The sequence below is a fragment of the Orenia metallireducens genome (genome assembly GCF_001693735.1).
In the GTDB taxonomy this organism is placed as follows: domain Bacteria; phylum Bacillota; class Halanaerobiia; order Halobacteroidales; family Halobacteroidaceae; genus Orenia; species Orenia metallireducens.
This window is the reverse complement of record NZ_LWDV01000010.1, coordinates 574,856-592,898: the sequence shown is the minus strand read 5'-3', so window position 1 is coordinate 592,898 and position 18,043 is coordinate 574,856. Positions and strand designations below refer to the sequence as shown.

At 30.7% G+C, this 18,043-nt stretch carries 15 protein-coding genes; all 15 read left to right on the top strand.

Going from position 1 to position 18,043, the window contains the following annotated elements:
* Window positions 1-19 precede the first annotated feature (19 nt).
* The gene (locus U472_RS14780; RefSeq protein ID WP_068719504.1) at window positions 20-787 is read left to right on the top strand and encodes a hypothetical protein; all 768 of its coding nucleotides are present in this window, start codon (window positions 20-22) and stop codon (window positions 785-787) included.
* Window positions 777-2,180 (top strand): hypothetical protein, encoded by a 1,404-nt coding sequence (locus U472_RS14775; protein WP_068719503.1) that lies wholly within the window; start codon window positions 777-779, stop codon window positions 2,178-2,180. The genes U472_RS14780 and U472_RS14775 overlap by 11 nt, the downstream gene beginning before the upstream one ends.
* A gap of 255 nt (window positions 2,181-2,435) precedes the next feature.
* Window positions 2,436-4,331 (top strand): LPS-assembly protein LptD, encoded by a 1,896-nt coding sequence (locus U472_RS14770; RefSeq protein ID WP_068719502.1) that lies wholly within the window; start codon window positions 2,436-2,438, stop codon window positions 4,329-4,331.
* Window positions 4,332-4,556: 225 nt separating this feature from the next.
* Window positions 4,557-5,873: a 3-deoxy-D-manno-octulosonic acid transferase gene (locus U472_RS14765; protein WP_068719501.1), complete on the top strand. Its 1,317-nt coding sequence runs from the start codon at window positions 4,557-4,559 to the stop codon at window positions 5,871-5,873.
* Window positions 5,870-6,913, top strand: a complete 1,044-nt coding sequence (gene waaC, locus U472_RS14760) for a lipopolysaccharide heptosyltransferase I (protein WP_068719500.1) — start codon at window positions 5,870-5,872, stop codon at window positions 6,911-6,913. The genes U472_RS14765 and waaC overlap by 4 nt, the downstream gene beginning before the upstream one ends.
* A complete protein-coding gene (gene waaF / locus U472_RS14755; RefSeq protein WP_068719499.1) occupies window positions 6,913-7,932 on the top strand; it encodes a lipopolysaccharide heptosyltransferase II in 1,020 nt (339 codons plus the stop codon). The genes waaC and waaF overlap by 1 nt, the downstream gene beginning before the upstream one ends.
* A gap of 122 nt (window positions 7,933-8,054) precedes the next feature.
* A complete protein-coding gene (locus U472_RS14750) occupies window positions 8,055-8,810 on the top strand; it encodes a glycosyltransferase family 2 protein (RefSeq protein ID WP_083189943.1) in 756 nt (251 codons plus the stop codon).
* On the top strand, window positions 8,810-9,916 hold the full coding sequence (locus U472_RS14745; protein WP_068719497.1) for a glycosyltransferase: 1,107 nt from the start codon (window positions 8,810-8,812) through the stop codon (window positions 9,914-9,916). Before U472_RS14750 ends, U472_RS14745 begins: the two co-directional genes overlap by 1 nt.
* Window positions 9,917-9,946: 30 nt before the next feature.
* Window positions 9,947-10,777, top strand: coding sequence for a lipopolysaccharide kinase InaA family protein (locus U472_RS14740; protein ID WP_068719496.1), 831 nt, complete (start codon window positions 9,947-9,949; stop codon window positions 10,775-10,777).
* A gap of 196 nt (window positions 10,778-10,973) precedes the next feature.
* Window positions 10,974-12,110 (top strand): O-antigen ligase family protein, encoded by a 1,137-nt coding sequence (locus tag U472_RS14735; protein ID WP_068719828.1) that lies wholly within the window; start codon window positions 10,974-10,976, stop codon window positions 12,108-12,110.
* Window positions 12,111-12,430: 320 nt separating this feature from the next.
* Window positions 12,431-13,237 (top strand): glycosyltransferase, encoded by an 807-nt coding sequence (locus U472_RS14730; RefSeq protein ID WP_068719495.1) that lies wholly within the window; start codon window positions 12,431-12,433, stop codon window positions 13,235-13,237.
* A 115-nt stretch (window positions 13,238-13,352) separates the two neighbouring features.
* The gene (locus U472_RS14725; protein WP_068719494.1) at window positions 13,353-14,156 is read left to right on the top strand and encodes a glycosyltransferase; all 804 of its coding nucleotides are present in this window, start codon (window positions 13,353-13,355) and stop codon (window positions 14,154-14,156) included.
* 621 nt (window positions 14,157-14,777) lie between these two features.
* Window positions 14,778-15,656: an SLBB domain-containing protein gene (locus tag U472_RS14720; RefSeq protein WP_068719493.1), complete on the top strand. Its 879-nt coding sequence runs from the start codon at window positions 14,778-14,780 to the stop codon at window positions 15,654-15,656.
* Between the two features lie 50 nt (window positions 15,657-15,706).
* On the top strand, window positions 15,707-17,155 hold the full coding sequence (locus U472_RS14715; protein WP_068719492.1) for a GumC family protein: 1,449 nt from the start codon (window positions 15,707-15,709) through the stop codon (window positions 17,153-17,155).
* 1 nt (window position 17,156) lies between these two features.
* Window positions 17,157-17,900, top strand: coding sequence for a CpsD/CapB family tyrosine-protein kinase (locus tag U472_RS14710; protein ID WP_083189942.1), 744 nt, complete (start codon window positions 17,157-17,159; stop codon window positions 17,898-17,900).
* Window positions 17,901-18,043: the final 143 nt, after the last annotated feature.

Below are 18,043 nucleotides of genomic sequence, written 5' to 3'. Positions count from 1 at the left end.
GAACAAAGGAGGGGAAGTAATGAAGAAGTTATCGATATTGATCTTCTTAATTATGCTAGCTATAAGTTTATCTGGATGTTTAGTTTCGGACAAGTCTACCAAATCAACACAGAATAGTGGTGAAATTTCAGCAGCAGTAGCTGATAAAATCGAAGCTTTCTTCCTTTATAATGAATTTGATAGTCCTAGAGATAATTGGACTACAGAAAATGAGGGAGTAAATTGGAATCCAGCAAATGATTGGACTGTAGAAGATATTATGTCGTTGTTCAATAGTAATCATGATGAAGGTTATCAGATATTGACTATTTATGAGAGTGAATATGACCTTGAATATAAAAAAGACTTTAATAAGTTAGAAGATGAATTAACAGAGATGGGTTCTATCTTTATCAAACAGCCAGGCGTTTACCATCTAGGAGTATATTATCTCGTCAGCGAAGAGTTAAAAAGTGATATAGAATATCAGTACAAACATTATTACAATATTGATTTGGATTTAAAGACAAGTCTAATCTTAAAGGATGGAGTGGAGTCAAAGAATTTAAAAGTAATTCCAGAAAGTCAAAATTCTGCTAAAGCCATAGTATACTTTTTGGTCTATGAACAGAATGAAGATATAGGACCTTTGGTTACTGATTATGGAACAGTTACTTTTCAATTTACTAAAGTTTCTGGTGAATGGTTGATTGATCGTATGGTAATCAATTATTTGGATGTAGATGATGCTCCTGTAGATCAGATTGAAGCTGCTCCAGATTGGGTGCAGGCTGCAAGTGGTATCTAGACTGAATATAGTATTAACTTTAGTAATATTGATAGTAATTAATTATAGTTGTAATCTGAGAGCAGAGAGTAATAGTTATTATATGTTAAAGTTAGATATAGGAGAATATAATAGTAATATATTGGAGTATATTAGCCTTGATTATAGTCAAAATACCAAGGATTATGAGCTTGAATTTCAAATGGACTTGGACAAGGGATACTTTTTTACAGAGGGAATAGTCATAGATGAAACAGACTGGGACTATGATAACTATCTCTTTAAGCTAAGGCAAGGAGATAATAGAATAAGTCTAGGTATGACTTCAGTCCCTTCTGTTTCTAAATTTTTATATGGAGGAGATTTATCAGGCGTTCACCTTAAAAAAGATAATTATCAAGTCTGGTATGGAACTAATAGCAGTAGCTCAGGATTTAGAATTAATAGTAATCAAGTGATGGGGGTATTTTGGCAAAATAATAGTAGAAAGATAGGATGTTTGAGTAATGATGAAGCTGGTGATAAGAATCATTATTTAAGTTATGCTGATAGATATACTTTAAATGAGTTAGATTTATATTTAGAGTCTATTATAGGACAGAATAGTGAAGACGATTTGTTAGGAGAAGCAGTATCTTTGAATTTAAATTCCTATCTGTTTGATATCGATTATACTATTAATTTAGATTATCAGTCGGCTGATTTTGAAGCACTTAAGTCTAGATTTGATTCAGGGAATGGGAAATATAATATTAGTTTAGAAGGTTATAAGAATTTAGGAAGGTATCTGCTAAGGAGCAATTTAGGATACAAGGAAAATAATCTATCAAGGAAGAGTAGCTGGATTAATAAAGATTTTGACTTGGGGATTAATATCGATTATTATGGAAATGATCATGGAGTTTATGCTTTAAGTGGTAGCTATAATAGAAGTAATGAATATAGAACTGCTACAATGCTTAATACTTTTGTAGAAGATAAGGCTAACCTAGCTTTTAGTTATGAAGGTAATCAATGGAGCTATGATTTATCTCTAAGTCAAAACAAGGATAGTTATTTGATTAGTGGTTTTGAACTGATAGAAAAAGGAGCTAATATTTCTATTAAGTATGATCCTGCTATTAATTATTGGTTGAGCTTAGATTATAATATTAACTGGAAAAGTTATAGTAGTTTAAGAAGATATTATAGTTTAAAGTTAGATTATAAACGTAATTTTTTCAATGATATAGATTATAATTTAATTTTAGAGTTAGAGGATAAATATGGTTTAAGGATTAATTTAAAGCAAATGCTCTTTTATGAATTTAATCAAAAGCATAGTTTTGAAGTAGGTCTTAATCTAAAACATTATTTAGAATCGAGTAATTATTTATATAAGAACTTAATTTTGAAATATAGATTGAATTTTTAAGAAAAATTAATAACTAAGTATTTTATAAACCTACTTAGGTAGTTTATGCTACTTAAGTAGGTTTTTCTTTTTTACGATAAATTTAATTGAATATCCAGTCATTACTTGGGCTAAATAGCCTTTAAAACTTGAATTTTACTAAGTTGTTTAGTAAGATAGACTTATATGTTTGAATTACTTAGTGTGAGTGTGGGTGACTTCCACTAAGATTTGTCACACTGACACTTAAGTAAATGGTAGAAAGGGTGAAAGACCTTGGAGAGAATATTATTTTTTGTATTACTAATATCAGCTTTATGTGCACCAATTGTACAAGCTAATCAGGAAGTTCCCTTTGTAGTCAGTGCTGATGGATTTGTGGTGCTAGATGAAGAATCTCAAATAATCCAAGCTGAAGAGAATGTATTGATTACAATGGAAGAGGACTCTATTAGAGCTGATAAGGTTGAAGTTGATTTGATAACCAAAATAATTAAAGCTTCAGGAAACATTCTTTTAGTTCAAGGGGAACAAGAGGTTTCTGGAGATGCCTTAGAATATGATTATATCAGTGGAGAAGGAAAGTTTTATAATGCTCAGTCTAAGGAAGAGGGTATTACATTTAGAGGAAAGGTGATTAATATTGTAAAGGATGAGATGGTTATGGAGGGGACAGAATTAATTCCTGGTGACCATACCCATAAGGATTACCATTACAAATTAACAGCTGAAAATATTAGGGTCTATCCTGATGGTAAAGTTGTTGCTACAGGGGTCTATTTATGGATAAAGGGTAAGAAGATTATGCCTCTACCAACCTATACGACGAGCTTAGATCCAGTAGAGCGGAAAAAATATGCTATTCCTGAGCCTAAATTAGGATATAATAGGAATGATGGAGCATATCTTGATGTTAATTATGATCATTATGTTGATGAAAATCTAGAAGGTTCTCTTCATTTTAAGGCTACAACTAAGAAGGGGAATGAATTAGATTTAAATTATAACTATAGTCCAAGTGAGAGCTTTCAGTTTAGACCTAATTTAAGTTATGAGCAAGGGATAGGTGTAGATGGTAGTGTTAATTTAATAAATAAGCTTGGTGGTATTAATAGTAATCTTAGTTATAATGCTTATATTGAAGATGATGAAGATGATCCAGATTATAAAGAAAAAGAATGGTTAGCAAGGTGGGATTTGACTACTGATATTTTTGGAGTTAAATCTGGGTTGCACCTTAGAAGGGATGAAGATGATTTAGAGACAGGAAAAGAGATTACCTTTGATAAGAAGTGGTCAGATTATTATTGGCAGCTTCGAGCTGGAGAGGATAATGAATATGACTATAAGCCACAATTTTCTCTAGGGATTAAGGATAAAGATCTGGGAAAGGGAACTTTATTCTCTACAGACCTTAGAATAGCAAATATTTATGAGAGAAAAACTGATATTAAAACATCTAAAAGAGAAATTGATTTGAGGTTAAGGGATAGTCAAGTTAAAGTAACTGATAGTACTAATCTTTATTGGAATGGAGGATTATCTATGTCTGAATATGGGACAGGAGATGATTTCCAAACCTATGACTTTAATCTAGGTATTGATCAAAAAATAGCTTTTCTCGATGTTAATCTAGATTATCAATATTATGATGAACTTGGACAGACTCCCTTTAAATTTGATTTATTAACAGATGAAGACCAAAAGATTGGAGAAAGAAATTATTTTACGGCAAGTATTGGGAGTGATTTAAAGCTAAGTGATAATTTAGATTTTAAATGGAATGCACTGGTTCGTAATAGTAAGTATGAAAATAGAGAAGATTATAATTATTATCAATTTGATACTAAGACTTTTTATCAGATTAATGAATTTAATAGTATCGGTTTAGGCTATAAGTATATAGGAACTGTAGGGGAAACTCCTATTGAAGATGAAGAGGTTGAAAGAGATGACTTATATAATGAGGTTACTGTAAGTTATAACTTCCAAACTAATCAATTAGCATTCCCTTATTGGGATGTAGAAGTAGAGGCGGGCTATGATTTTATTGATAGTGAACTATCTACTTTGAAATACTCTTTAACAAGAGAGTTTGATTGCTTCAATACTGGAATTGAATATGATCAACTAGAGAATGATATTCATTTCAGCCTTCGCTTGAAGTATTGATATAGAATTTAATTTAATTGGATATTGATTAAGTGACGAGAATTTTCTCATCACTTAATCTATTTTTAATAATATACTCCTTTAAGTTAAAAACTATATATTAATTGAACTAATTGCTCATATTACTTAGCTAGTATTGAAGAGCTAATTACTTTATTATATAATTAAATAGAATGATATAATTTACTTATTGTTATAATTATCTCAACAAAAAGGGGTCTAAATATGTCAGTGGCTTATTTTACTTATAATTTTTTAGTATTTATTATTTTATTATTATATTCTCCTATACTAATTTATAGAGTTTTAATTAATAAAGAAGATATAACCTCTTTATTAGAGAGGTTTGGTTTTTTATCAAAGGATATTATAAGAAGATTTAAAGGTGAAAAGGTTATTTGGGTTCATGCTGCTTCAGTAGGAGAAGCTGGTGCTGCTAGCCCTGTTGTAGCTAAGTTAAAGCAGAGATTTCCTGAATATAAAATTGTCTTTTCTAGTATGACCAATACTGGAAGAAATATGGCCCAAAAGATTATCAAAGAAGCAGATGGATTTATTTATATCCCTTTTGATTTCTTTTTGATTATAGGGAAAGTTTTAAAAGCAATTAATCCTGAGCTTCTGTTGATTATGGAGACAGAGCTGTGGCCTAATCTAATAAAATATAGTAAGAAGCAAGGTGCCAAGGTGATGCTTGTCAGTGGAAGGATAAGTGATAGTAGCTTTAAACAGTATAAGTATCTAGGGCCTTTATTAAAGAATATGTTTGATCAAATAGATATTTTAAGTATGCAATCTCAAAAAGATATGGATAGAATTATAAAATTGGGAGCAGATGAAGATAAAGTTTGTAATAATGGTAATACTAAATTTGACCAAGAATATGGTAGAGTTGATTCTGAAACTAAGAAAGCTATTTATCGAGAGTTTAAGCTTGACCCCAAACAGGCCATTATCGTTGCTGGTAGTACCCATGATAATGAAGAAGAGCAGTTAATTTCTCTTTATAAGGAATTAAAGATAAAGTTTGATGATTTAGTTTTACTATTAGTTCCTCGTTATATTGATCGAGTTGAAGAGATAGAGAGTTTATATAATCAAGCAGGAATTAATACAATTAGAAGAAGCAGAGTAAAGGATAGGGATTCAGCTAAGCAATCGGTTATTTTGGTAGATACTATTGGAGAATTGGCTAAATTATATGGGATTGCAGATTTAGTATTTGTAGGAGGTAGCTTAATTGAACGTGGAGGTCATAATATATTAGAGCCTGCTTCTTTGGGTAAGCTTGTCTTTTTTGGACCACATATGTTCAACTTCAAAGATAGTACCAAGCTATTATTAGAGAATAAGGTAGGTATTCAAGTAACTAATGTATCAGAACTAATTGAACAGATGGAATATTACCTTAGTAATTCTAATATTTTAGAAGAACAGAGTAGACAAGCTATAGAGATGATTAAGGATAATCAGGGGGCATCTTGGCGAAATATTAAGTTAATAAGTAGACTATTAGAGGGAAGAAAGGAATTAAGTAAATGAAGATATTATTGATTAGGTTAAGTGCTATTGGTGATGTAATTCATGCCTTACCAGTTGCCAAAGCTACTAGAGAAAGATATCCCAAGGCAGAGATTACTTGGATAGTAGAAGATAAAGCAAAGGATTTGGTGATAGGAAATCCTAATATAGATAATATTATCATATTGCCTAAAAAAGAATGGAAGAGAGAATTTAAGGATAAGAAGTGGTCGACCTTAAAGAAGGCACGAAGCTTTTTTAAGGAGCTGCAGAAGCATCAATTTGATATAGCTTTAGATGTACATGGGTTATTTAAGAGTGCTTTAACAGCCTATTTAAGTGGAGCTAAGAAGAGAGTTGGTCCTGCTAATGGAAGAGAAGGTTCTACTCTTTTTTATCAACAGAAGGTTAATTTGCCTACAGAAGAGATTCACCAAATTGATAGAAATCTTCAGATAGCTCAAGGAATAGATGTACAAGCTGATGATGTAGATTTTGATATAATTCTTTTACCTGAAGAGAAGAGAAGGGTTGCTCAGATATTAGAAGAGTTGGGAATAGAAGATAAAAGAGTATTAGTCACTATTAATCCCTATACTAGTTGGAGCTCAAAAAATTGGTTGAATCAACGTTGGGCAGAGGTAGCTGATAATTTAATCAAAAACTTAAACTGTGAAGTTATCTTCACTGGCGGTCCTGCTGATAGGGCTGGAGTCAATGAGATTATAGATTTAATGAAGGAAAGATCACATAATCTAGCTGGAAAGACCAACCTTAAAGAGCTTGCAGGTATCTATGATAGAGCAGACTTGTTTATTGGTTGTGATACTGGACCAATGCATTTGGCAGCAGCAATGGGGACTTCTGTGATTGCTCTATTTGGTCCAACAAATCCAAAAACTCATGGTCCTTATGGAGATAATAATATTGTACTTAGAGGGGATACCCAATGTAAATGCTGCTGGAAGAGAGTTTGCCAGCATGATAAGGAATGTATGAAGGCTATAGGTGTAGCTGATCTTCTAGGGGCTGTTAATTTGATGTTAAGGAGTGAAACTTAATGAATGATAATATAAGTAAGGTCAAAAGAATCCTGATAATTGACCTCTTATATCTAGGAGATTTAATCTTTTTAACTCCCTTTATTAGGAATTTAAGAAATAAGTATCCTAAGGCAAAGATAGATATGATTGTTAATTCTAGCTTCTTTGATATTATAGAGGGAAATCCTTACTTAGACCAGGTCTATGCCTATAATAAGAAATGGAGTATAAAGGAGAGTTGGAGTTTTGCTAGGAGGTTAAGTCAGAATAATTATGATTTAGGTCTTAATCCCCATGGGAACTGGCGAACAGCACTATTATTGAAAGTAATTAATCCAGCTTATACTATTGGTTTTGGTGGTAAGGGAAGAGGAATCTGGCTCGATCAAGAGTTAGCACCAGCAGATAATATGCATATGGTAGATGTTTATCTTAATTTTTTAGCAGAGATAGGCTTTGAAAGCATAGACAATCAAGGGATAGAGTTACAGGTCAATCAGGAAGCTAGTGAGAATATGGCAGACTTCTTACAGAAGCATGGTATAAAGGATGAGGATAGAGTAGTAGGTCTAAACACAGGAGGTAGCTGGCCTACTAAGCAATGGACTAAAGATGGTTTTGCTCAGCTAGGAGATAGATTACAGGAAGAATTTAAAGCTAAGGTTATCTTTTTTGGTGGACCAGGGGATGTAGAGAGAGTAAATGAGATAGTTAAGATGATGAATACTACCCCAATTATTGCAACTGGAAAGACCACTTTAAAAGAATTAGCTGCTTTAGCAGCAAGGTGTGATTTGTTTATCAGTGGTGATACTGGACCAGTCCATGTGGCAGCAGCAGTAGGAACACCTACAATAGCCTTATTTGGTCCTTCTGATGAGCAGAAGTATCGTCCATATGGGCAAAACCATCAGGTGATTGAAAATGGGATTGATTGTCGCCCTTGTGGACATCATCATTGCCCTTTAGAGCATCATAAGTGCTTGGAGGAGATTAGTGCTGAGGATGTATTAAAGAGAGTTGATAATAGTTTATAAGAGGAATTTGATAGGAAAAGACAGTTTTCCTTAAAAGATCATAAGATTTCCCAATAAATGCCTACTAGTAATTCAAAAGATTACTTATTATTTATTAATATTTAATTGGTCAGGAGGAAATGATGATATCATTATCAGCTTTAGTATTAACTTATAATGAAGAAGAGAATATTACTGAGTGTTTAAAAAGTATAGATTGGATTGAAGATATTGTAGTAGTAGATTCCTATAGTCAAGATAAGACTCTAGAATTGGCTAAAGAGTATACTAATAGAATCTATCAAAGGAAGTTTGATGACTTTGCTTCTCAACGTAACTTTGGATTAGATCAGATAGATTCTGAATGGGTATTGGCGATAGATGCAGATGAAAGAGTTACACGTGAGTTGAGAGATGAGATTATTGCTAAATTAAAGAATGCTAATGCTGAAGGGTATAAGATTCCTAGGAAGAATTATTTTTTAGGAAAATGGATTAAATATTGTGGTTGGTATCCTGATTATACTCTAAGATTATTTAAATCCCATAATAGATATAGGGGTTTAGTCCATGAAGGGGTAGATATAGAGGGAAAGATAGATAAATTACATAATGATTTTATTCATTATACTTATCGTGATTTAAGTCATTACTTAAGTAAGATTAATCAGTATACTAGTCTTGATGCTGAGAAAAAATATAAAGCAGGGAAGAAGAAGGGAATAGCTTATATCATTTTGAGACCTATAGCAGAATTTATTAAAAAATTCATCATAAAAAAGGGTTTTTTATTAGGAGTATCAGGGTTAATAGTATCAGTATTATCATCTTACTATCAATTTTTAAAGTATATTAAACTATGGGAGAAGAATCAATTTGAGTCAGGGAGAGAAAGATAATGAAGAAGATTTTATTTTTAAATAGTTGTGTAGAGTGGGGTGGAGGAGAGAAATGGACCTTTGATACTGCTCATGAATTGCATAACAGAGGGTATGAAGTAATTATCGCTAGTGTACCTAAGAGCGAGCTTTATCAAAGAGCTCAAAATGCTGAGATTAGGACTGAAGTGGTTTCTGTAAAAGGAAGTCTATCTGCCCTTAATCCTATAAAGTTATTTTCTTTTATCAATTTTCTAAAAAGAGAAAGAATAGATACCATCTTTTTAAATTTATCCCAGGATTTGAAGTTTGGAGCATTAGCGGCTAAATTAGCAGGTATAAAGCAGATTATTTATCGAAGAGGTAGTGCTATTCCTATTAAGGATAAATTTTATACTAAATTCTTATTAAGAGACTGTGTTAGTGATATTATAGCTAATTCCCAAGCTACTAAGGATACCATCTTAGCGAATACTTCAGATTGGCTGAATGAAGATAAGATAGAGATTATTTATAATGGAATTAAGTTAGATGGAATAAAAGAGAATAGCCAAGGATCCAATATAAGGGAAGAGTTTGGAATTAAAGATGGTGAAATTCTAATAGCTAATATAGGACGATTGAGTAAACAAAAGGGGCATAGATATTTGATAGAAGCTGTTGATCTTTTAAGAAGAGAGATAGATAACTTCAAAATTTTACTTGTAGGAAAAGGTGAATTGGAAGAAGAATTAAGAAAGCAGGTTAAGGAATTAAATTTAGAGGATTATATTATATTTACTGGATTTAGAACAGATATTTATAATATTATGTCTCAGATAGATTTCTTATTGCATACAGCTTTATGGGAAGGGTTTGGTTTTGTTATTGCAGAGGCTATGGCAGTAGGAAAACCTGTAGTCAGCACTGATGTAAGCAATATTGCTGAAGTTATAGTAGATGGGGAGAGTGGTTATTTGGCTGAAAGCAAGAATCCCCAAGATATAGCAGATAAGGTAATAAAGATGATTAAAGATAAGAATCTATGGCTTGAGATGGGGAGTTTAGGTAGAAGAATTGTAAAAGAAAAATTTACTTTTGAAGATAAGGTCAAAGAACTGGAAAGTGTTTACTTGAGAATGAAATAAAATTTGTATTATTAGTAAGAGGTGAAAATCATGTCTCTAAAATTAGAGATAGGTAATAAAGTTGATTATATTCAAAGGGAGACTGGTAATAATAATCAGTTATTATGGATGAATGAAGGCTTTAAAAACCCTGAGTTTAAAAAATTTATTGAAGAGATTGAAAGTCGAAAAGGTGGAGAAAAGGTATATGATGTTCGGAATGTTTTAATTCACTTTGAAACTGACAATATTCCTGGAATTAATGAAGATATTATAATAAAGAAATTTAATTTAACTAGAAAATATGATAAATTGAGATTCTGTTTCTTAGATTCTAAAGCAGTTAGATCTCTTAAGTTAGCTTTAGCTTTAGAAGAGATTGGTCTAAGAACACCTAAACCAATTGCTTTGTTAGAGAAACGAGGTAGATTTAACAAGATAATCTCTAGTTACTTTATTACTGAGTACATTGATTATGATTATAATTTATTAAATATTTTGAAAGATGATAAGCATCCTTTAAGAAGCAGGGTGAAAGAGTGGTTACCTCAGATTGCTAAAGATATTAAAAAAATGCATGATGCAGGTATAGTTCATAATGATTTACATGCTGGAAATATCTTGGTTGAGGATATTGATAATAAACCTAGATTTTACTATATAGATTTAAATAGGGGTAGGATAAAAAAGCGTTTGACCATGAAAGCACGAATGAAAGATTTAGCTAGGTTTAAATTAAAAAGGGATGAACAAGAGATTTTAATCAAAGGTTATGATTTGGATAATTACGAAAAACTGGTAGAATTGATAGTTAGATTAAGAGAAAATCGAAAGAAATTTTTAAAATGGAAAAGAAATATCAAAGGATTAATAAGAAAATAAGAAATATTCATTTAAAGAAGTATATTTAGCAATATAACTATAAGTAAATTTGTTGGAATGTATTAATACTTAGTTTTTAAAAGGTGTTTATTAGTAATGGTTTTAGCAGTTAATTTATAATTAAGGGTGTGGTTGTGTGAGTTTTGGGAGAGCTAGCTGTTATTTGGATAAATTAATCATTGGAGGGCTATTTATAATGGCTTTCAGTTCAGCTTTATCGATTGCTGGATCAAGTATTGGTCTTGGATTAGCTTTTTTAGGATACTTAACTAAAGCTGTAATAACTAGAGATTTTAATTCTGGTATTAAGAATAATTATTTTAATTTACCGATATTAATATTTTTATTGACTATATTGATATCCTTTATTGGTACTTATAATTTGGAAGAGAGTATAGATGGTTTAGAGGATTATATTTTATTTTTTATCCTATATTATATGATAATTACTACTGTCAAAGATGCTAAGTTGGCAGACAAACTATTTAAGACAGGTCTGTTATCAATGACTATAGCATCGATTTATGCTCTTGGTTGGCAAAAGTATTATTTAGGAATTAGGAGAATTAAGGCTAATTATATGGCATTAGATTTTGGTGCACTTTTATTAATTTATTTAATTTTTGTAATCGTTTATCTTGTATGGTTAAGGAAGGATTTGAAAGGGATTATAGGCTATAGTATATTGGCTATATTATTTACTTTGACTTTACTTTATAATCAGACTCGTGGGGCCTGGTTAGGATTAATTGGAGCAGGATTTCTTGTCTTCTGGATTCGAGATAAGAGATGGATTCCAATCTTTTTATTAATTATAGTCTTATTAGGATTATGTACTCCTCAGGTAATTCAGAATAGAATTAAAAGTATTATTGATATAGAGCACAGTAGGAGTAACTTAGGTAGAATTGCATTATGGAAGGGTTCAATTTTAATGTTTAGGGATAACCCTATTAATGGGGTTGGGATAGGTAATTTTCAAGAAGTATATGATACTTCATATACACAGCCTAACACTACGTCCAGTAGCCATGCCCATAATAACTTCTTCAACTTTTTAGCTGAAACTGGAATTATTGGTTTATCAGGTTTTATTTATTTACTTTATTCTATTTTAATTTACTTGTATAGGAGTTACTGTAAAGTAAATGATGAATATTACAAGTTATTTATTTTATTTTCCTTTGCAATGGTTTTTGGTGTTTATGTGATTCAAGGAATGACAGAATATAACTTCTATAAATCAGTGATAGGAAGAACTACATGGTTTCTTTTGGGTTTGAGTACAGTGATAATTAATCGATTAATTCAAGGTAATAATATAAAAGAGTAGTATATAAGAAGAAAAGGTAAGTTTGGTAATTTATATAATTGAGCATTATATATTAAAATTATTTTTGGAGCTATTATTATTTTGGTAATATATATATGCTCGTTTAGAATAAGTTAAAGATTTGATGATATTAGAATTTTTGTTTATGTAATTATAGAAGAACTAATGTTTGATGAAAACAAATATTTAAGGTTTAGAGATAGGTCAATAAAGGAAGCAAATGACTTTAAGATTGAAACAATTATGAATAAGAAGATATATTATACAAAATAGTAATTTGAATGATTTTAATATAAGGAATATATGTGGAGGTTAACTATATGGTAAGTACTTCAGCCCAAATTTCTGTTATAATTGCAGTTTATAATAGGTTAGATTTTTTGGAATTACTCCTTAAGTCCTTGGATATACAAACTTTTAAAAATTTTGAAGTGATAATAGCCGAAGATAACAATTCAGAAGATATGAAGAAGTTTATTGAAGAAGAGAGAAAAAAGCATTTATTTTTAATTAAACATGTATCACAACAGGATAAGGGCTTTAGAAAAAATAAAATTTTAAATAAAGCTATAAAATCTTCTAATACTGATTTCATAGTCTTTTTAGATGGGGATGTTATTCTTCATCATAGATTTTTAGAAGAGTATTATAAAAATAGAAGTGAAGGGGTTTGTCTATTTAGTAAAAGAGTTTTATTAAATTCAAGATTAACTAATAGGATTTTAAGAACTAAAAATTTTAAAGCATTATCTTTTTTAAGGATTTTAGTAAATGGGTGTAAGCATTTGGAGGAAGGAATTTATTTTCCTTTTAAATTTAATTTTATTAATAGAAGAACATTTGTTATAGGATCTAATTTTGGTCTATTTAAAGATGAGATTTATAAAATAAATGGTTTTGATGAAGACTATGAAAGACCTACTTTTGGAGAAGATACTGATCTTCAATGGAGACTTTCAGAAATAGGGATTAAATTTAAATCTTTAAGAAATCTAGCTATACAATATCATTTATTTCATGGTAGAGAAAATAGAACTGAAGACCATAATAAGAATGAGAAGTTATATAATCAGAAGAAAAAGGAAGGAAATATATTTTGTATAAATGGATTAATTAAAAATGAATAATATGTATTATTATCAAGGTGTTTTGATTAGAGAATTAAAAATTTATTGGTAAAACTGGGAATCGAAAATTTTTATTGTTAAGAAGAGAATTAGTTTTAGCTAGGGAGGTTTAGCGATGGATTACAATGTGAAAATATCTTTAATAATTTCTGTTTATAAAAGTATGAACTTTCTAGATTTAGTTCTTCAATCTGTTGGATTACAAAGTTATAATAATTTTGAAGTAATTATTGCTGAAGATAATGATTCTGATAAAATGAAAGAATTTATAAATGAGCAAAGAAAAAAATACAATTTCTCTATTCAACATGTATCTCATCCTGATATAGGAGTAAGGAAGTGTAAAATTTTGAATGATGCTATAAAGATTAGCCAAGGTCAATTTTTAGTTTTTATAGATGGGGATTGTATTTTGCATAAGAATTTTTTAAGAGAGTATGCTAAGTATCAAAAATTAAATTATTGCTTATATGGTAGAAGAGTTATGCTGGATGAAGATATTACTAATATATTATTAGAAACTAAGGATATAAGTCAACTATCATTATTAAAGTTATTTAGAACAAATAGTAGTCATTTAGAGGAAGGTATATATCTTCCTTGGTTTAGATTGAATTTAAGAGCTAAAAATGTTGCAATAAAAGGCTGTAATTTTGGTATATCTAAAGAAGATATGTATAAGATAAATGGCTTTGATGAAGACTATAAGAACCTTACTATAGGGGAAGATGACGATATAAAATGGCGTCTAAAAGAAGCTGGTATAAAATTCAAATCATTAAGAAATAAAGCTGTTCAATACCATTTATTTCACAAACGAAAAGATAGGTCTGATATCTATGAAGAGAACTTTAAGTTATATCAGAAGAAAAAATCTAAAAACCAGTACTTTTGTGATAATGGTTTAGTAAAACAATAATTTATATGCACTAACAATTAATTGTAGGAGTAAGCACTTACTAGATATAACTCAGATGAAAATTAATAAGAAACAGTGAAGAAATAATAGAAGCTAATTACTTTATTGGTTAAATTCTATGGATTTATAAGACGATAATTTTAATAAATTATACTATTTTTCAATTTTGGGATTATAATTATGAGGCTTTAATCCTTTATTTAGATGATTTCAGATAAACTAATATTTTGTTCAGCAAATAATTTAATAAAATAGTTATTGAACCTTAATGGTATGGTGAAATAATTAGATTAAATAGATTTAGAGAGATTTGTCATTAAAAATTATAGCATTTATCTTTTAAAGATTCAAAAAAGCAATTTTTAAACAATTAGATTGTCTGCTACTTTAAATTTTAATTTGATTATTCTTATAAAAAAACTGGATTATTGTTCAATAATAGTGTCTACATCATGTTATAATGGTATTGATTTATTTGGATTTATATTGAAATTAAAGTAAATTGATGTATTTTATTAATTGAGCAGGAGTTTACAATTATATTATTGAAATATAATAAACAAGAATTAATTTTTAATTTATTATATATTGGAATGATAAATAATTCATAGGAGGTTTGTGATGCGCAGATTATCAGTATTTTTGCTTGTATTTATATTTATTACTATTATTATGTCACAGGAAATAATGGCAGCAGAGTATAAGTTGACTATCGATGATCAACTTTATATTTCTGTTTGGGGGCATGAAGATTTAAAGCAGGAGGTAAGTGTAGGGCCTGATGGTAATATCTCCTTTCCCTTAATAGGTGAGATTAAGGCTGAAGGATTAACCCTTAATCAACTAACTGATATAATTATTACAGAATTAAAAGAGTATGTTAAGATAGAGCCTTCTTATGTAAATGTTGTTTTAAAGAGCTATAGAAAGGTTAGAGTGATGGCTTTAGGCGAAGTTGATAAGCCTGGAACTTATCAGCTAGAACCACAAAGTAGAGTATTGGAGCTAATCTCTCTAGCTGGTGGTTTGACTGAAACTGCTGATTTAAGTAATGCTAAGTTGACTAGGGGAGAAGAGACCTTAACTATTAACCTAAAGGATTTACTTTCTGGTAAGAAATCAGAGATGAATTATCTCTTAGAAGAGGGGGATGTTCTCTATATAGGGGATGAAGCTATTGAGGTGAATATTGTGGGAGAGGTTAGCAGTCCTGGTAGATATAAGTTAAAGCAAGGAGCTACTATAAATGATTTGATTGCTCAAGCAGGTGGAGTAACTACAGATGCTTCTAAGCAGGTTAAGTATGTATCAGGAGGAGTAAAGGAAAATTTAAATTTGGATAAGATAGTCTCTTTTGATTCAAATAGTAATAAATTATTACAAGATGGTGATAGCCTCTATATTGAGAAAGTTAAATATAGTTTAAGAAAATCATCCTTTTGGACAAATCTCTTCTTCTTTATAGGAGGATTAAACGGAATAAAGGATTTAACAGAATAACTTATAACCTAGTTATGTAGAATCTAATTATAGTGGTTGGGAGGAGAAAGATGGAACAGTTTGAGCAAGATATGATAGAGATAGATTTGCGTGAATATTTTAGTATAATCTGGCATCGTAAATGGTTTGTTATCGGTGCAATGGTAATAGCCCTATTAGCAAGTTATTTTATCAGTATCAATATAACTAAGATATATCAATCCTCTACCTTAGTAATGGTCAAAGAGGATAATGGCATGGAGAACTTATTCAGTGAGCAGCTCTCCTTTGGGATGGGAAAGAATGATAAGGTAGGTACTTATACTGAAATTCTACAAAGTAGGAGAATTTTAACTAAGGTTATTGAAAAATTAGACTTAAGGGATCTAGAGACAGGTGAATTAATCTCAATTAAAGAGTTAAGAGAGATGATTTCTATCAGTGGTGGAGAGAATAATCTGATTACGATTACTGTAAATTATTCAGATGCGGAGATGGCTAGAAATATAGCAAATACTATAGTAGAAGAGTTTATGGAAGAGAATCGGGAAATGAATAGTGTTGAACTAAAGGGAGCAGATAAATTTATTACTGAACAATTGGCTAAGACTGAAAGTAAATTGATAGAATTAGAAGATAGATTATTAAATTATAAAGAAGAACACGGAGTTATTCTACCTTCAGAGCAGGGCAAGGTTACTTTAGAGAAGCTAACTGAGGTGGAGACAGCTAAGGCTAAAGCTGAAGTGGAGTTAAAACAGAGTGAAGTTAGCCTAGCAGAGGTGAGTAAAAAGTTAGCAGAGGAAGATAAAGAGATTACATCTACTAAGGTTATAACTGATAATCCAATAGTGAAGAACCATCAACAGCAATTGGCTAATTTAGAGGTTGAGCTAGCAGGTTTGAAGGAGTCATATACTGATAAGCATCCTAAGATATTGGAGTTAGAGAAGAAGAGAGAAGAGATTAAAAATCGTTTAGAAGAAGCAGTGACTGAGATAGTTAGCTCAAAAACTAAGACGATTAATCCTCTTTACAGTTCTCTAAAGAGTAATGTGATTAGCTTACAGACTAATATTATTGCTACAGCAAGTCAGCTAAAGACTTATCAAGCACAGATTAATCAAATTAAAGAGGAGTTAAGTGCTTTACCAGAAAAAGAACTTGCGTTAGCTAGACTCCAAAGAGAGAGTAAGGTAACTGAAAGCATTTATACTATGTTACGCCAGAAGAAAGAGGAGACACAGATTCAAGAGGCGATGAAGACTTCTGATATTATAGTGGTAGATCCAGCAATTGCTAGTGAGCTTCCTATTAAACCTAATGTTAAGTTGAATATGGTAGTTGCTATGATGCTAGCGATATTTGTAGCTGTGGGAGTAATCTTCTTAATTGAATATCTAGATACAACAATTAAGGATGAAAGTGATGTAGAGCGTTTGACAGGATTGCCTGTATTGGGTATGACTCCTCATTTGGATATGATAGATCATTCCCAAGGTTATGGAAGGGGAGAATAAGATGTTTAATATATTTAAGAAGAATAATAAGAAGGATAGTCGAAGCCTCTTAAAGACTCGTAATAATGAATTGATAGTTAAGCATAATCCTAAGTCCCCTGCTTCTGAAGCTTATCGGTCTATTAGAACTAATATTAGTTTTTTAAGCCCTGATAATCCATTGACTAAGATTGCAGTTACTAGTAGTGGTCCTAGTGAAGGAAAGTCCTTAACCATTGCTAATCTAGCTGTTTCTATGGCGCAGAATGGAAAGAAGGTTGTTATCATAGATGCAGATATGCGTAAACCAATGCAGCATAAGTTCTATGATCTCCCTAACTTTGAGGGCTTAAGTAATATCTTAACTAGTGAAATTGAGTTTGAGGATGGATTACGAGAGACGGGGATAGATGGCTTAAAAGTCGTGACAACAGGAACAGTTCCTCCTAACCCTGCTGAACTATTGAATTCAAAGCGTATGGAAGAGGTCATCAAAAAGGCAGAGAAAGAAGCTGATATGGTCTTTATAGATACACCACCTGTGATTGCTGTAACCGATGCTGCAGTCTTATCCAATAAGGTGGATGGTATTATATTGATAGTAGCTTCTCACCAAACAGAAGAACAGATGATGGTTAGAGCTAAGGAGAATCTAGATAAAGCTAATGCCAATATTATTGGAACTATAATAACTAAATATCCTGTAAGTACTAAGGGTGGATACTATAATTATTACTATTATTATGGAAATAGCTTTAAGGGATAGGAGATTTATTGATAGTTAACAGTTAAGTGTAAAAAATCAAAATTATTATAATCAATATGAATGTACACAAATAAAAGTTAAGAGGCTAGAAAGGGTTTTGGTTTCTTTTTATAACTTAAGATATATTTTAAATTTGTATGACT

What these genes read in the sequence shown, in the direction of transcription:
- U472_RS14780 (WP_068719504.1), top strand. Translation starts at nt 20, where the DNA reads ATGAAGAAGTTATCGATATTGATCTTCTTAATTATGCTAGCTATAAGT.
- U472_RS14765 (WP_068719501.1), top strand. Translation starts at nt 4,557, where the DNA reads ATGTCAGTGGCTTATTTTACTTATAATTTTTTAGTATTTATTATTTTA.
- waaC (WP_068719500.1), top strand. Translation starts at nt 5,870, where the DNA reads ATGAAGATATTATTGATTAGGTTAAGTGCTATTGGTGATGTAATTCAT.
- waaF (WP_068719499.1), top strand. Translation starts at nt 6,913, where the DNA reads ATGAATGATAATATAAGTAAGGTCAAAAGAATCCTGATAATTGACCTC.
- U472_RS14750 (WP_083189943.1), top strand. Translation starts at nt 8,055, where the DNA reads ATGATATCATTATCAGCTTTAGTATTAACTTATAATGAAGAAGAGAAT.
- U472_RS14745 (WP_068719497.1), top strand. Translation starts at nt 8,810, where the DNA reads ATGAAGAAGATTTTATTTTTAAATAGTTGTGTAGAGTGGGGTGGAGGA.
- U472_RS14740 (WP_068719496.1), top strand. Translation starts at nt 9,947, where the DNA reads ATGTCTCTAAAATTAGAGATAGGTAATAAAGTTGATTATATTCAAAGG.
- U472_RS14735 (WP_068719828.1), top strand. Translation starts at nt 10,974, where the DNA reads ATGGCTTTCAGTTCAGCTTTATCGATTGCTGGATCAAGTATTGGTCTT.
- U472_RS14730 (WP_068719495.1), top strand. Translation starts at nt 12,431, where the DNA reads ATGGTAAGTACTTCAGCCCAAATTTCTGTTATAATTGCAGTTTATAAT.
- U472_RS14725 (WP_068719494.1), top strand. Translation starts at nt 13,353, where the DNA reads ATGGATTACAATGTGAAAATATCTTTAATAATTTCTGTTTATAAAAGT.
- U472_RS14720 (WP_068719493.1), top strand. Translation starts at nt 14,778, where the DNA reads ATGCGCAGATTATCAGTATTTTTGCTTGTATTTATATTTATTACTATT.
- U472_RS14715 (WP_068719492.1), top strand. Translation starts at nt 15,707, where the DNA reads ATGGAACAGTTTGAGCAAGATATGATAGAGATAGATTTGCGTGAATAT.
- U472_RS14710 (WP_083189942.1), top strand. Translation starts at nt 17,157, where the DNA reads ATGTTTAATATATTTAAGAAGAATAATAAGAAGGATAGTCGAAGCCTC.